Annotated in this window: 13 protein-coding genes; 11 read left to right on the top strand and 2 right to left on the bottom strand. The window is 71.6% G+C overall.

Annotated features, from left to right (window positions below; translation table 11 throughout):
• The first annotated feature begins 48 nt into the window (after nt 1-48).
• From leuS to holA, 9 genes are all read left to right on the top strand, one after another.
• On the top strand, nt 49-2,937 hold the full coding sequence (gene leuS / locus IO24_RS0101580; RefSeq protein WP_031130939.1) for a leucine--tRNA ligase: 2,889 nt from the start codon (nt 49-51) through the stop codon (nt 2,935-2,937).
• A gap of 138 nt (nt 2,938-3,075) precedes the next feature.
• Complete coding sequence (locus IO24_RS0101585) at nt 3,076-3,864, top strand: hypothetical protein (protein ID WP_031130941.1); 789 nt, start codon at nt 3,076-3,078, stop codon at nt 3,862-3,864.
• 72 nt (nt 3,865-3,936) lie between these two features.
• Nucleotides 3,937-4,782 carry a DegV family protein gene (locus IO24_RS0101590; RefSeq protein WP_031130943.1) on the top strand — a complete coding sequence of 282 codons (846 nt, stop codon included), beginning with the start codon at nt 3,937-3,939 and terminating at the stop codon, nt 4,780-4,782.
• Between the two features lie 119 nt (nt 4,783-4,901).
• Nucleotides 4,902-6,026: a ComEA family DNA-binding protein gene (locus IO24_RS0101595; protein ID WP_031130945.1), complete on the top strand. Its 1,125-nt coding sequence runs from the start codon at nt 4,902-4,904 to the stop codon at nt 6,024-6,026.
• Nucleotides 6,023-8,614 carry a ComEC/Rec2 family competence protein gene (locus IO24_RS0101600; RefSeq protein ID WP_045295848.1) on the top strand — a complete coding sequence of 864 codons (2,592 nt, stop codon included), beginning with the start codon at nt 6,023-6,025 and terminating at the stop codon, nt 8,612-8,614. Before IO24_RS0101595 ends, IO24_RS0101600 begins: the two co-directional genes overlap by 4 nt.
• 4 nt (nt 8,615-8,618) lie before the next feature.
• Entirely contained in the window at nt 8,619-9,449 is an 831-nt protein-coding gene (locus IO24_RS0101605; RefSeq protein ID WP_031130949.1) for an arylamine N-acetyltransferase family protein, read from the top strand.
• A 174-nt stretch (nt 9,450-9,623) separates the two neighbouring features.
• Nucleotides 9,624-10,505, top strand: coding sequence for a YceI family protein (locus IO24_RS0101610; RefSeq protein WP_031130951.1), 882 nt, complete (start codon nt 9,624-9,626; stop codon nt 10,503-10,505).
• 38 nt (nt 10,506-10,543) lie between these two features.
• Nucleotides 10,544-10,789 carry a hypothetical protein gene (locus IO24_RS0101615; RefSeq protein ID WP_037667215.1) on the top strand — a complete coding sequence of 82 codons (246 nt, stop codon included), beginning with the start codon at nt 10,544-10,546 and terminating at the stop codon, nt 10,787-10,789.
• A gap of 77 nt (nt 10,790-10,866) precedes the next feature.
• The gene (holA, locus tag IO24_RS0101620) at nt 10,867-11,856 is read left to right on the top strand and encodes a DNA polymerase III subunit delta (RefSeq protein WP_199808800.1); all 990 of its coding nucleotides are present in this window, start codon (nt 10,867-10,869) and stop codon (nt 11,854-11,856) included.
• Between the two features lie 78 nt (nt 11,857-11,934).
• Here holA and IO24_RS0101625 read toward each other — a convergent pair whose 3' ends face one another.
• Nucleotides 11,935-12,360, bottom strand: coding sequence for a VOC family protein (locus tag IO24_RS0101625; protein ID WP_031130955.1), 426 nt, complete (start codon nt 12,358-12,360; stop codon nt 11,935-11,937).
• Between the two features lie 100 nt (nt 12,361-12,460).
• On the opposite strand from IO24_RS0101625, the gene IO24_RS0101630 reads away from it, so the two are divergent.
• Nucleotides 12,461-12,856 (top strand): nuclear transport factor 2 family protein, encoded by a 396-nt coding sequence (locus tag IO24_RS0101630; RefSeq protein WP_031130957.1) that lies wholly within the window; start codon nt 12,461-12,463, stop codon nt 12,854-12,856.
• Nucleotides 12,857-13,029: 173 nt separating this feature from the next.
• On the opposite strand, the gene rpsT is transcribed toward IO24_RS0101630, so the two are convergent.
• Complete coding sequence (gene rpsT / locus IO24_RS0101635) at nt 13,030-13,296, bottom strand: 30S ribosomal protein S20 (RefSeq protein ID WP_031130960.1); 267 nt, start codon at nt 13,294-13,296, stop codon at nt 13,030-13,032.
• Nucleotides 13,297-13,537: 241 nt separating this feature from the next.
• Here rpsT and lepA point away from each other — a divergent pair, with 241 nt between their 5' ends.
• Nucleotides 13,538-15,406, top strand: a complete 1,869-nt coding sequence (gene lepA / locus IO24_RS0101640; RefSeq protein WP_031130962.1) for a translation elongation factor 4 — start codon at nt 13,538-13,540, stop codon at nt 15,404-15,406.
• Nucleotides 15,407-15,535: the final 129 nt, after the last annotated feature.

Consider the following 15,535-nt stretch of genomic DNA (forward strand, 5'->3'; position numbering starts at 1 on the left):
TCGAACCAGACAGCCGCAGGCAGAGACGATCGATGGAGCTTTGAGATCATGAGCGAGACGAACCCCGCCGCCGCCTCCGAGGTGGCGGCGCCGCACCGCTACACGGCCGCGATGGCTGCCGAGATCGAGGCACGCTGGCAGGACTTCTGGGACGCCGACGGCACCTACGCCGCGCCCAACCCCAAGGGCGACCTGGCCGGTGACCAGGGGATCGTCACCCGCCCCAAGAAGTTCATCATGGACATGTTCCCGTACCCCTCCGGTGCGGGCCTGCACGTCGGGCACCCCCTGGGCTACATCGCCACGGACGTGTTCGCCCGCTTCCAGCGGATGACCGGCCACAACGTCCTGCACACCCTGGGCTTCGACGCCTTCGGCCTGCCCGCCGAGCAGTACGCGGTGCAGACCGGCACGCACCCGCGCGTGTCCACCGAAGCCAACATGGAGAACATGAAGTCCCAGCTGCGCCGGCTGGGCCTGGGCCACGACAAGCGCCGCTCGTTCGCCACGATCGACCCGGACTACTACAAGTGGACCCAGTGGATCTTCCTGCAGATCTTCAACTCCTGGTACGACCACGACGCCCGGCGGGCCCGCCCGATCGCCGAGCTGGTCGCCGCGTTCGAGTCCGGTGAGCGCCCCGTACCGGGCCACACGCGCGCGTGGGGCGAACTGAGCGCCGCCGAGAAGGCCGACGTCCTGGGCGAGTTCCGGCTGGCCTACGCCTCCGACGCGCCGGTCAACTGGTGCCCCGGACTGGGCACCGTGCTGGCCAACGAGGAGGTCACCGCCGAGGGCCGCTCCGAGCGCGGCAACTTCCCGGTCTTCAAGGCCAAGCTGCGCCAGTGGAACATGCGCATCACGGCCTACGCCGACCGGCTGCTGGAGGACCTGGACGCGCTGGACTGGCCCGAGGCCATCAAGCTGCAGCAGCGCAACTGGATCGGCCGTTCCGAGGGCGCCCGCGTCGACTTCCCCATCGACGGCGAGCGCATCACCGTCTTCACCACTCGCCCCGACACCCTGTTCGGCGCCACCTACATGGTCCTGGCGCCCGAGCACCCGCTGGTCGAGAAGTTCATCCCGGCCGCCTGGCCGGAGGGCACCCACGAGGTGTGGACCGGCGGCCACGCCACCCCCGGTGAGGCCGTCGCCGCCTACCGCGCCCAGGCCGCCTCCAAGTCCGACGTGGAGCGCCAGGCCGAGGCCAAGGACAAGACCGGCGTCTTCATCGGCGCCTACGCCACCAACCCGGTCAACGGCGAGCAGGTCCCCGTCTTCATCGCCGACTACGTGCTGATGGGCTACGGCACCGGCGCGATCATGGCCGTCCCGGCCGGCGACCAGCGCGACTTCGAGTTCGCACGCGCCTTCGAGCTGCCGATCCACTGCATCGTCGAGCCGACCGACGGCCGCGGAACGGACACCTCGACCTGGGAGAACGCCTTCGCGTCGTACGACGCGAAGATCATCAACTCCTCGAACGACGAGGTCAGCCTGGACGGCCTGGGCGTCACCGAGGCCAAGGCGCGCATCACCGAGTGGCTGGAGCGGTCCGGCGTCGGCGAGGGCACCGTCAACTTCCGGCTGCGCGACTGGCTGTTCAGCCGCCAGCGCTACTGGGGCGAGCCCTTCCCGATCGTCTACGACGAGGACGGCATCGCCCACGCGCTGCCCGAGTCGATGCTGCCCCTGGAGCTGCCCGAGGTCGAGGACTACTCGCCGCGCACCTTCGACGCGGACGACGCCGACACCCGGCCCGAGACCCCGCTGTCGCGCAACGAGGACTGGGTCAACGTCACGCTGGACCTGGGCGACGGACGCGGCCCGCGCCCGTACCGGCGCGAGACCAACACCATGCCCAACTGGGCCGGTTCCTGCTGGTACGAGCTGCGCTACCTGGACCCGCACAACCCCGACAAGCTGGTCGACCCCGAGATCGAGCAGTACTGGATGGGCCCGCGCGAGGGCCGGCCGCACGGCGGTGTCGACCTGTACGTCGGCGGCGCCGAGCACGCCGTGCTGCACCTGCTGTACGCGCGCTTCTGGTCCAAGGTCCTGTACGACCTGGGCCACGTCTCCTCCGCCGAGCCGTTCCACAAGCTGTTCAACCAGGGCATGATCCAGGCCTACGTCTACCGCGACAGCCGCGGCATCGCGGTGCCGGCCGCCGAGGTGGAGGAGCGCGACGGCGCCTACTACTACCAGGGCGAGAAGGTCTCCCGGCTGCTGGGCAAGATGGGCAAGTCCCTGAAGAACGCCGTCACTCCGGACGAGATCTGCGCCGAGTACGGGGCCGACACGCTGCGCCTGTACGAGATGGCCATGGGTCCGCTGGACGTCTCCCGGCCCTGGGACACGCGCGCGGTGGTCGGCCAGTTCCGGCTGCTGCAGCGGCTGTGGCGCAACATCGTCGACGAGGCGACCGGCGAGGTGACCGTCGCCGACGTCGAGGACGCCGACATCGACGTGGAGACGCTGCGCGCCCTGCACAAGGCGATCGACGGGGTCCGCGGTGACCTGGAGGGCATGCGGTTCAACACCGCCATCGCCAAGGTCACCGAGCTGAACAACCACCTGACCAAGGTGGGCGGGGCCGTGGCCCGCCCGGTCGCCGAGGCCCTGGTGCTGATGGTCGCGCCGCTGGCCCCGCACATCGCCGAGGAGCTGTGGCGCAGGCTGGGACACACCGATTCGGTGGTGCACCATGACTTCCCGGTGGCCGACCCGGCGTACGTCGTCGACGAGACCGTGACCTGCGTCGTGCAGATCAAGGGCAAGGTCAAGGCGCGGCTGGAGGTCGCGCCGTCGATCTCGGAGGACGAGCTGGAGAAGGTGGCGCTGGCGGACGAGAAGGTCGTCGCCGCGCTGGGCGGGGCCGGCATCCGGAAGGTGATCGTGCGGGCGCCGAAGCTGGTGAACATCGTTCCGGCGTAGCCGCCAGAGCGTACGCACCGCACTCGGGGTGGTCCCCTACGGGCAGGTTCGGGGTTTTTCTGGAACTCCGGACCTGCCCGTTGCGTTTACCGTTGAAGAGCGACGCGAGGCGCCGTGACGTCCTGAGGAGGAGCCCTTGTGGAAGCAGTGATCGCAGTCTTCGCCCTGCTCATCGTGCTCATTCTCGGGCTCGGGGTGTACGCCACGGTGAAGGTGGTCGGCGCCACCAAGCGCGGCGTGGACCGCGGCATCACCCAGGCCCGCCGCACGGTCGAGGACCACACACTGCGCGCCAAGTCCTTCGCCCAGCCCGGCGCCGCGGGTGAACTCGCCCAGTTGCGCCTGAAGCTGCGCACCTCGATGCGTGCCACGCAGGAAGCGCTGCACGCGGCCGTCGCCGAGGACGAGTCCCTGAAGGAGTCCCTCGGCCTCTTCGAACGGCTCAGTGCGCACGGCCACGAGCTGGACGGAGAGCTCAAGCGCCTGGAGTCCGAGCCGGACCGCGCCGCGCTCGCCGAGCGGCTGCCCGACCTGCGCGAGCGCACCGAACGCATCACGCACGCGGCGGACTCGCTGCGCTGGGCGGCCCGGGACCGGGCCCGCCGCTTCGCGGACGACGATCTCGACTCGCTCAGCGCCCAGATCGACCTGGAATCCGGGGCCCTGCGGCACTGGACGGCTCCGGAGCCGCAGCCCGCGTCCTCGCAGCAGTCCGCGTCCTCCCGGCAGCCGGACTCACCGCCGCAGCCCGCGACGCCCCCGTGGCCCGAGGCGCCCGCCGCCGACGCCGCCACGGCCGGGCAGACCTGGTCGGACACCGCGCGGTCGAGCACCGCGCAGGAACCGGCACGGCCCGCCATCACGCCGCCGGGACCGCGCCCGACCTACCCCTGGCAGAAGAAGCCCCGCCCCGAGAGCACCACTTGATCCGGCCACACGTACCGCAGGGCGCGGGGGCCGGGCTGCCGCACGGGCGCTACGGCAGGTAACCTCCAGCTCATGTCCCGCCATGTCGCGATCGTCACCGATTCAACGGCCTACCTGCCGACCCGGACGATGGAGCGCCACGGCATCACAGCGGTACCTCTGACCGTGGTCCTGGGCGACCGGGCGCTGGAGGAGGGCACCGAGATCTCGACCCGCGCCCTCGCCCAGGCTTTGCAGAAGCGGCGCCCCGTGACGACCTCGCGGCCCGGTCCCGCGGTCTTCGAGGAGACGTACCGCAAGGTCGCCGAGTCCGGCGCCACCGGCATCGTCTCCCTCCACCTCTCCGCCGAACTCTCCGGTACGTACGACGCGGCCGTCGTGGCCGCACGGCAGGCGCCGGTGCCGGTGCGGGTGGTGGACACCGGCATGATCGCGATGGCGCTCGGGTTCTGCGCGCTCGCCGCGGCGGAGGCCGCGCAGTCGGGCGGGACGGTGGACGAGGCCGTCGCGGCCGCGGAGAAGAAGGCCGCGGGCACCTCCGCCTACTTCTACGTCGACACCCTCGACTACCTGCGGCGCGGCGGCCGTATCGGTGCCGCGCAGGCCCTGCTGGGCTCGGCGCTCGCGGTGAAGCCGCTGCTGCAACTGGCCGACGGCCGTATCGAACCGCTGGAGAAGGTGCGGACCGCGTCCAAGGCGATCGCCCGCCTCGAGGAGATCGCGGCCGACCGTGCCGGCAGTGCCCAGGTGGATGTCGCCGTTCACCATCTCGCCGCCCCCGACCGGGCGTCGGCCCTCGCCGACCGGTTGCGGACACGGGTGTCCGGGCTGGCCGATCTGCATGTCAGCGAGGTCGGGGCGGTGATCGGGGCGCACACGGGGCCCGGGCTGCTGGGGGTCGTGGTTTCGCCCCGGTGAACGTTGCTGTGGGACTCCGGTCGCCCGTGTGAGGGGCGGAGTTATCCACAACCGGGGGATTGTCCCCGGGAATTGACCAAGATCATCGCGAGTGGGGCGAGGTGGCCGATCCTCGTCGCATGGCACTTCGATCACGTTCACGCACAGCGACCGCGACCAGTGGGCCGGGCCGTGGACCGGCGTCCGACGGGCGCGTCCGTCATCACCGGCGCCCACCAGTCGCACGCGGACGGGCCGGGCAGCGTCATGCCTCGGCGGAGGAACTCCGGCGGCGCGCGGGGGTGTTGTTCGGCGGGCATGCCGGGGCCGCCGGGCCGCCGGGGAGGGCCGAGCCGGCCGAGCGGGCCGGCGAGCGGCGGGAGTCGGGGCAGGGACCGCCGGGTTCCGCCGATGTCGAAGAGGCCCGGCGAGGGCCGGCTGCCGCGGGCGCTTTCGCCGAGGTGGGAGACGGGGGCGGTCGCACGGCGGAGGGAGCCTGGCGGGAGCGGGCCGGGCTCGCGCTGCGGGAGCGCATGCCGCTGTGGGTGCAGGCCAGGTGCGGTCTGGAGCGGCGGAGCGTACTGGCTCTGACGGTGGTGCTCGTCGTCGCGGTGGGGTTCGCCGTGCAGCACTTCTGGGCAGGCCGCACACAGTCCGTGCGGCCGCCGGAGGTGGTGCGGGCGGCGGTGCCGTACGGGGAACGGCAGGGCAGCGGGCAGGCCGGGGAGGAGCGCGCCCCCGGCGCTGCCGGGGTGCCTGCCGGTGCTCCCTCCGGGGCCTCCGCCGGGTCCGTGAAGGCGGGGGCGGCCGCGATCGTCGTGGACGTCAGCGGCAAGGTCCGTGAACCGGGGATCCACCGGCTGCCGGCCGGCTCGCGGGTGGCGGACGCGCTGCACGCGGCGGGCGGGGTGAAGCCGGGCACCGACACCGACGGGCTCAACCGGGCCCGGTTCCTCGTGGACGGCGAGCAGGTGATCGTCGGGGGACCGGCCCCCGCCGCGGGGGCGGCGGCGGGCGGTACGGCTCCCGGCGGCCCGGCCGGCGCTGCGGCGGGCGGGGCGGCCGCACCGGCGGCTCCGGTCTCCCTCAACACGGCCACCGCGGACCAGCTCGACACCCTGCCGGGCGTCGGCCCGGTGCTGGCCCAGCACATCATCGACTACCGCACCCGGCACGGCGGCTTCCGGTCCGTGGACGAGCTGCGCGAGGTGAACGGCATCGGCGACCGCCGTTTCGCCGACCTGCGCCCTCTCGTACGGCCATGAGGAGCCTCCCCGACCCGTCGGCGCGGCGGGACGAGGCCGCGCCCGGGCACCGCCCCACCCGGTCGTCCGTGCACGCTTCCTCCGGCACGCGTCTCGGCACGGCCCGTCCACGCCAGGAGGGCCCGACGGACCTGCGACTCGTACCACCCGCCCTCGCGGCCTGGGGCACGGCTGCGCTGGTGCTGGACGCGGCGCCAAAGTGGGTGCTCGGCATCGTGATCGGCTGTCTGGTGGCCGTCGGACTGCTGCCGTTGGTCCGGCGGCACAGGGTGGCGTCATGGCCGCCGGCCTCGGCCGCCGCGCTGCTGCTGTGCGCCGCCGCGGCAGCCGCCTCGGCCGGGCTGCACGGGGCGGATCTGCGCCGGGGGCCCGTGCCCGGCCTGGCGCGGGAGTACGCCACGGTGACCGCCGAGGTCGAGGTCACGTCCGACCCGCGGCTCACCCGGCCGCAGGTCCGGGGCGATCACGTCGCTCCGACGGCCGTGCTGATCGACGCCAGGGTGCGGCGCGTCCAGGAGGCGGGCGGCACGGCGGTGACGACACGGACGCCGGTGCTGATCATCGTGGACGTGCAGACCCCTCCCGGCCAGGCTGCCGGTGGGCGGACGCGGTCACCGTGGCTGGGCCTGCTGCCGTCGACGCGACTGCGGGTCGGTGCGCGAATGGCGCCCGCCATGACGGGCGGCGACCGGAACGCGGCGGTGCTGCGGGTACGGGACCGGGGCGGACCGCACGTGGTGGGAGAGCCCTCGCGGCCGCAGCGGCTCGCCGGGCGGTTGCGCGCCGGGCTGCGAGAGGCGACCGACGGACTGCCGGCGGACGCTCGGGCGCTGCTGCCGGGGCTGGTCGTGGGGGACACCTCCCGGATCACTCCGGAGTTGGAGGAGGTGTTCAAGGAGACCGACCTCACGCACACGCTGGCCGTGTCCGGGGCCAACTTCACGATCCTCCTCGCGCTGCTGCTCGGGCCGCCGGGCCTGGCACAGCACGCCGAGCGGCGCGGACTCGCGCCTCGGCTGGGTATCTCACTGCGCGGGACGGCGGTGCTCGGGGGTGCTCTCTCGCTCGGGTTCGTGGTCGTGTGCAGACCGGATCCGAGCGTGGTCCGGGCCGCGGCCTGCGGAGCCGTGGCCCTGCTCGCGCTGGCGACCGGCCGCCGGAGGTCCATGATTCCCGCGCTGGCCACGGCGGTTCTGCTGCTGGTGCTGTACGACCCGTGGCTGGCGCGCAGTTACGGGTTCCTGCTGTCCGTCGTGGCGACCGGGGCCCTGCTCACGCTCGCGCCGCGCTGGAGCGCCGGACTGCGGCGGCGCGGGGTACCGCCGAGGGTGGCGGAGGCGCTGGGCGCCGCCGCGGCCGCCCAGGCCCTGTGCGCGCCCATCGTCGTCGTGCTGTCGGCGCGGGTGAGTCTGGTGGCGGTGCCCTGCAATCTGCTCGCGGAGTTCGCGATCGCGCCGGCGACCGTGCTGGGGTTCGCGGCGCTGGCCACGGCGCCGGTGGCGATGCCCGTGGCCAAGGCGCTGGCGTGGTGCGCGCACTGGCCCGCCGAGTGGATCGCGCGGATCGCCCGGACCGGGGCGGCGCTGCCGGGCGGGGGAGTGGACTGGCCGGGCAGTTGGACGGGTGCGGTGCTGCTCCTGGCCGTGACCCTCGTCGTGGTGCTCGTCGGACGGCGGCTGCTCGGGCATCCCTGGTGGTGCGGGGTCTGCGGAGTGCTGCTGATCCTGGTGGTCGTACAGCCGCCGCCGCTGACCCGGGTGGTCACGGGCTGGCCGCCGCCGGGCTGGCGGCTGGTGATGTGCGACGTGGGTCAGGGCGACGCCCTGGTGCTCGCGGCGGGCGAGGGGACCGGCGTGGTGGTGGACGCGGGACCCGACCCGCAGCTCGTCGACCACTGTCTGCGCGAACTGGGCATCAGCAGGATCCCGCTGGTCGTGCTCACCCACTTCCACGCCGATCACGTGGCGGGCCTGCCCGGGGTGCTGCGCGGGCGGGCGGTGGGCGCGATCGAGACGACGGGTTTCGAAGAGCCCGCGGACCAGGCCGCGTTCGTACGGAGGCTGGCGGCGGCACGGCGGATTCCCGTGACGCGGGCGGCGGCCGGGGAGCGGCGGCGCACAGGGGAGTTGTCCTGGCAGGTCGTGTGGCCGCCGCCCAGCCCGCCGCCTGACTCGCCGCCAGGGACGTTTCCCGGGGCGCTTCCGGCTCACCCCGCGCCGGAGGGACCGAACGACGCCAGTGTCGCCATGCTGGTCCGCTCGGCCGGACTGCGGCTGCTGCTCCTCGGAGACCTGGAGCCCCCGGCGCAGAGGGCACTGGCGCGATCACCGGCGGCCGAGGCACTGGAGGGTGTGGACGTGCTGAAGGTCGCCCACCACGGCTCGGCCTACCAGGACCCGGGCCTCATCGGCCGGGCGGCCCCGCGGCTGGCCCTCATCTCCTGCGGCGCGGACAACTCCTACGGGCACCCGGCGCCCGGCACCGTCGCCGCTCTGCGTGCCGGGGGCGCGGCGGTGCTGCGGACGGACCGGGACGGCGCGCTCGCGGTCGTGGGAGGGGGCGGAGAGCTGAGCGTGGCGCGAGACTGACTGCATGAACTCAGCACAAGTTGATGCCTATCTCCGCCGACTCGGAGCCGAGCCCCCGGCGTGGCCCACCGTTGACGCGCTGCGCGAGCTGCACCTGCGGCACCTGCGGACCGTGCCGTTCGAGAACCTCTCGATCCATCTGGGCGAGGAGATCGTGCTGGAGGAGAAGCGGCTGCTGGACAAGGTGGTGGGCGCGCGAAGGGGCGGCTTCTGCTACGAACTCAACGGTTCCTTCGGGGCGTTGCTCGCCGCGCTGGGCTACGACGTGGCGCTGCTGGCGGCGCGGGTGTACGGGGACGAGGAGCGGCTCGGGATCCCCTACGACCATCTGGCGCTGCGGGTGCGGACGGTGGACGGGGGCGACTGGCTGGCGGACGTCGGGTTCGGGGCGCACAGCCACCTTCCGCTGGCGTTCGGGGACCGGGGAGAGCAGAAGGATCCGGGCGGCACGTTCCGGATCGTCGAGGCTGGGCCGGACGCCGCCGGGGTGCGCGGCGGGCACGGCACGGCGGAGGCAGCGGACCTGGACGTGTTCCGGGACGGCAGACCGCAGTACCGCCTGGAGGTGCGGCCGCGGGCGCTCGGCGACTTCGTGGCCGGGGCGTGGTGGCACAGCACGTCGCCGGTGTCGCATTTCACGCGGTCGCTGGTCTGTTCGCGGGTGACGGAGGACGGAGGCAGGATCACGCTCAGCGGGCGCGGACTCACGGTGACGGCGGCCGACGGGACGCGGGAGGAGCGGGAGTTGGAGACGGACGAGGAGGTACTGGAGGTGTACCGGGAGCGGTTCGGGATCCGGCTCGGCAGGGTGCCGGCCCTGCGAAACCCCGCGTAGACGTCGATTCCGGCCACACGGGGCTACTCGTGCGTAGTACCAGCGCATCTGCTGGATTCCCGTGATGTGGTCCCGTGTTGCCTCGAAAGCCTCACTGGTGGTCGAATGCATCTTCGGCAAGGTGTGATCAACAGTGATCAACAGGCGATTTCGAGTCACTCAAGGGAGTCGTGGATGATCGGCCGCTGGCGGGGAAGCCGCACCTCTCGGGTGCAACGGACGAGTCCCCTGGCCGCGGTGCCGACACCGCCGAGCGCGGGGGTGCTGGCCTGCCGGGTGCTGGACCCGGTGAACGAGCCGGTCAGGCACGCGGAGTTCGCTGTCACGGACGCCGTGGGCCGGCCGGTGGTCAGCGGGGGAGCGGACCCGTACGGGTCGTTCGTGACGACGGTGCCCGCGGGGGAGTACCGGCTCGCGGTGTCGGCGGAGGGCTACACGCCGTACCGGGCGACCACACAGGTCGCCGAGAACGCGCTCGCGTCCCTCGGGGACGTGACGCTGCAGGTGGCCCGGCCACCGGAGCTGCCCGCCGCCGGCGACTGGGAGATCGAGTCGGCGCACTCCTCCATCGGCTTCACCGCGCGGCACATCGGACTGGCCCGGATCCACGGGCGGTTCAAGTCGTTCGCAGGGGTCATCCGGCTCAGCGACCCGGTGGAGCGGTCGGCGATGCACGTGGTGATCGACGCGGCGTCCATCGACACCGACATGAGGATGCGCGACGACCATCTGCGGTCGGCGGACTTCCTGGACGTCGAGAGGTTCCCGACGCTGGAGTTCTACAGCGAACGGTTCGTGCACAAGGGCGGGAACCGGTGGGCCGTGACGGGGGCGCTGTCGCTGCACGGGGTGACGCGGACGGTCACGCTGGACACGGAGTACCTGGGGCTGGGCAACGGCATGGAGGGCGAGGTGCGGGCGGCCTGCCGCGCCACGACCGAGCTGCACCGGGACGACTTCACCGTGAGCTGGCAGACCATGCTGGCGCGGGGCATCGCGGTGGTGGGGCCCAGCATCCGGGTCGACCTCGATGTGCAGGTCGTCCGCAAGGGCTGAGCGGCCGGGCCGCGAGGCGGTGTCGGACAATGTCCGGCGTGAGTGATGTGCGACATGTGCTGGTGCTGCCCGATCGTGATGCCGCGGAAGAGGTGGTGGAGGCGCTGCGGGAGCGGTTCGGGGTCGTCGAGGAGCCGCAGCTGGTGAGGGACGCGCTGGCCGGCGAGGACGATGCCGAGGACGCGCAGTGGCTGGTCGTCCTGCGGGACGAGGACGGGCGGCTGGATCCCGGGGAGCTGGACCGGCTGGCCGGCGAGTGGGAGGGCTGGCGGGAGGAGCCGTAGGCGCACCCGGCCTTCCGCGTGTGTGCGTCCCGGTCCGTCGGGGCCGGCTGTCAGTGGCGCGTGGGATGCTTGTCGCGATGGCCAGGAAGACTGCGAATGACGACGCCCTCGCCCCGGTGACGCTCGCCGTGGGCCAGGAAGACCTGCTCCTCGACCGTGCCGTGCAGGAGGTGGTGGCCGCAGCGAAGGCCACCGACGCCGACACGGACGTGCGGGATCTGGCCTCGGACCAGTTGCAGCCCGGCACGCTCGCCGAGCTGACGAGCCCGTCGCTCTTCGCGGAGCGCAAGGTCGTGGTCGTCCGCAACGCGCAGGATCTGTCGGCCGACACGATCAAGGACGTGAAGGCGTATCTGGGTGCCCCCGCCGAGGAGATCACCCTCGTGCTGCTGCATGCCGGCGGGGCCAAGGGCAAGGGGCTGCTCGACGCGGCGCGCAAGGCGGGGGCGCGTGAGGTGGCCTGCCCGAAGATGACGAAGCCGGCGGACCGGCTGGCGTTCGTGCGGAGCGAGTTCAGGACGACGGGGAGATCCGCCACGCCGGAGGCGTGCCAGGTGCTCGTCGACGCCATCGGCAGCGATCTGCGGGAGCTGGCCTCGGCGGTGTCGCAGCTGGTCGCGGACGTCGAGGGGACGATCGACGAGGCGGTCGTCGGGCGGTACTACACCGGGCGGGCCGAGGCGTCGAGCTTCACGGTCGCCGACCGGGCGGTCGAGGGGCGGGCCGCGGAAGCCCTGGAGGCGCTGCGCTGGTCGCTGGCGACGGGGGTGGCGCCGGTGCTGATCACGAGTGCGCTCGCGCAGGGCGTCCGGGCGATCGGAAAGCTCTCGTCCGCGCGCGGGGGGCGACCGGCCGATCTCGCGCGGGAGCTGGGGATGCCGCCGTGGAAGATCGACCGGGTCCGGCAGCAGATGCGGGGCTGGACTCCGGACGGGGTGTCGATCGCGCTGCGGGCCGTGGCCGAAGCGGACGCGGGGGTGAAGGGCGGCGGCGACGACCCCGAATACGCGCTGGAGAAGGCAGTGGTCACGATCGCCCGGGCGGCCCGCTCCAGGGGCCGCAGCTAGTCGGCCCCGGGCCTGACGGAAACCGGCCTGGCCGACTCACTCCCAGGGTCTGGCCGGCCGGTCCCGGGCCGCTCGGCCTCAGAAGACCGGCTCCCCCATCCCGAGCAGGTTCCCCTCGCTGTCGTGGAACCAGGCGCCGCGTTCGCCCCGGGCGCCCTTGCTCGGGTAGTTCCCCTCGATCTCGGCGATTCCGCCCCGGGTGCGGAAGCCGGGGGCGTCGACCTCCTCGAACACGACGCCGCGCCGTTTCAGCTCAGCGACCGCCGCCTCGATGTCCTCGACCTCCAACGCCATCTGCGTGAAGGTGCCGGGCGAGGCGCCCGTCGAGCGGAACAGGACGAACTCCGCGCCGCCGCACCGGTAGAGCAGCCCGCCGGGGCGTTCGTCGACGGGTTCCAGACCGAGTTTCTCGAAGTAGAAGCGCCGCGCCCGCTCCAGATCCTGGGCGGGGAGCCTGGTTGCCGCGCGGACCAGGTCCGGCGCTTCGCTGTGGTTGGCGTCCATGCTTCCACTGTGCCGTGATCGAGTCGCCTTCCTCCTGTCGAAGAGGAGAATCGGGTGTATCAGCCGTACGTCGCCAAGTGACGGAGAGGTGGCGAAGGTCATGGCTGAGCACCCGCACGCAGCGCTGGTCCGCAAGGGATTCGAGGCCTTCTCGCGAGGTGACATGGACACCTTGCGGGAGATGATGGCGGCGGACGCCACCCACCACGTGCCCGGAGATCACCCGTTGTCGGGCGACTTCAAAGGGGTGGACTCGATCATCGAGATGTACGAGCGGCTCGGCGCGGAGACCAACGGGACGATGCGCGCCGACCTGATCGGCATCTGTGTCGACGGCCGCGGTCACGCGGTCGGGATGAACCACTTCACGGCCGAGCGCAACGGCAAGACCCTCGACGACACCGGCTGCATCATCTTCCGGGTCGTCGGCGACAAGGTCACCGACCTCGACGAATGCGTCGAGGACATCGACAAGAACAACGAGTTCTGGTCCTGAACAGGCCGAAGGCCGGATGCCGTCCCATGGGGAACAGGAGGGCACCCGGCCTTCGGTTCAAGCTGCGGGATCCGCGCCCGCGTGGCGAACGCAGGCCGCGCGCGGACCCGAGGGGTGCCGGACGGGAGCGGATGAGAGGGCCCGCTCGATTCCCTCCGGCGTCACATCAGATGTCAGCCCTTGAGCGCGGCGACCTTCGAAGACAGCGCCGACTTCTTGTTGGCAGCCTGGTTCTTGTGGATGACGCCCTTCGAGACGGCCTTGTCGAGCTGACGCGCGGCGACGCGCTGGTACTCGGTGGCCTTCTCGACGTCACCCGCGGCAGCAGCCTCACGGGCCTTGCGGATCGCGGTCTTGAGGGAGGACTTGACGGCCTTGTTGCGCAGCCGCGCCTTCTCGTTGGTCTTGATCCGCTTGATCTGGGACTTGATGTTCGCCACGAATGAGCCTTCTCAGGTTCTGGCACGAGGGCGCACGGACACCGCACGATTCCCGTACCGGGTGATTTCTTGAGGTCGTGCCTCCTGCAAGAGGGCATGAGGCACAGCCACCCAGGCTACCAGTGGCCCCTCGCGCGGCCCAAACCCGTCCGTGGTCCCGGCCCGTGGGACCATGGAGGCTACGTATCGATCCGACCCGAGACCGCAGACACTGCGGACGCCTCAAGAATCAGGACCCTGCGTGCCCGCGATCCCCAGCCACGTGCCCGAGCCGAGCCGTACCGACCCGGCTCTGATCCGCAACTTCTGCATCATCGCGCACATCGACCACGGCAAGTCCACGCTCGCCGACCGGATGCTCCAGCTGACCGGAGTGGTCGAGCAGCGGCAGATGCGCGCCCAGTACCTCGACCGCATGGACATCGAGCGCGAGCGGGGCATCACGATCAAGTCGCAGGCGGTGCGTCTGCCCTGGGCTCCGACCCATGACAAGAGCAATACGCACATCCTCAACATGATCGACACCCCGGGGCACGTCGACTTCACCTACGAGGTCTCGCGGTCGCTCGCGGCCTGCGAGGGCACCGTGCTCCTCGTCGACGCGGCCCAGGGTATCGAGGCGCAGACCCTCGCCAACCTGTACCTGGCGATGGAGAACGACCTCAAGATCATCCCTGTGCTGAACAAGATCGACCTGCCGGCCGCCCAGCCGGAGAAGTTCTCCGAGGAGCTCGCCAACCTCATCGGCTGTGACCCCGACGACGTGCTGAAGGTCTCCGCCAAGACCGGCCTGGGCGTCGAGGCGCTGCTCGACAAGGTCGTCGCCGAGGTCCCGGCCCCGGTCGGCGTCAAGGACGCGCCCGCCCGCGCCATGATCTTCGACTCGGTCTACGACTCCTACCGCGGTGTCGTGACGTACGTCCGTGTCATCGACGGCCAGCTCAACAAGCGCGAGCGCATCCGGATGATGTCCACCAACGCCACTCACGAGCTGCTGGAGATCGGGACGAACTCGCCCGAGATGCTCTCCGCCGACGGGCTCGGCGTCGGCGAGGTGGGCTACCTCATCACCGGTGTGAAGGACGTCCGCCAGTCCAAGGTCGGTGACACCGTCACCAGTCAGTCCAAGGGGGCCGAGGAGGCGCTCGGCGGCTACAAGGACCCCAAGCCGATGGTCTTCTCGGGCCTGTATCCGCTGGACGGCTCGGACTACCCCGAGCTGCGCGAGGCCCTGGACAAGCTCCAGCTCAACGACGCCGCGCTGGTCTACGAGCCGGAGACGTCCGCCGCCCTCGGCTTCGGTTTCCGCGTCGGCTTCCTCGGCCTGCTGCACCTGGACGTGATCCGGGAGCGGCTGGAGCGCGAGTTCGGCCTCGACCTGATCGCCACCGCGCCGAACGTGGTCTACCGCGTCCTCATGGAGGACGGCACGGAGCACACCGTCACCAACCCCAGTGAGTTCCCCGAGGGCAAGATCTCGGAGGTCTACGAGCCGGTGGTGCGGGCCACCATCCTGGCGCCCAGCGAGTTCATCGGCTCGATCATGGAGCTGTGCCAGACCCGGCGCGGCACCCTGCTCGGCATGGACTACCTGTCCGAGGACCGCGTCGAGATCCGCTACACGCTCCCGCTCGCCGAGATCGTCTTCGACTTCTTCGACCAGCTGAAGTCCAAGACCCGCGGCTACGCCTCGCTCGACTACGAGCCCACCGGCGAGCAGACCTCCAGCCTGGTCAAGGTCGACATCCTGCTGCACGGCGACAAGGTCGACGCCTTCTCGGCGATCACCCACAAGGACGCGGCGTACGCCTACGGTGTGCGGCTCGTCGCCAAGCTGCGCGAGCTCATCCCGCGGCAGGCCTTCGAGGTGCCCATCCAGGCCGCCATCGGCTCCCGGGTCATCGCCCGCGAGACCATCCGTGCCATCCGCAAGGACGTCCTCGCAAAGTGCTACGGCGGTGACATCTCCCGTAAGCGGAAGCTGCTGGAGAAGCAGAAGGAGGGCAAGAAGCGGATGAAGATGGTGGGTTCCGTAGAGGTTCCGCAGGAGGCCTTCATCGCCGTGCTGTCCAGTGATGACAGCGCGGGTTCCGGGAAGGGCAAGAAGTAGCCGTCCGTACCGCGAAAACAGGGGCCTGCCGCATGTCGCCGGGGCAGGCCCCTACGCGTGCGTAGTGTCGCTCTCTGTAGGAAGTGACAGGCCGCCGCCCCTTACGCACCGGCCGGTCGCGCCCTACTC

This window comes from Streptomyces flavovariabilis (assembly GCF_000725785.1).
Classification (GTDB): Bacteria; Actinomycetota; Actinomycetes; order Streptomycetales; family Streptomycetaceae; genus Streptomyces; species Streptomyces hawaiiensis.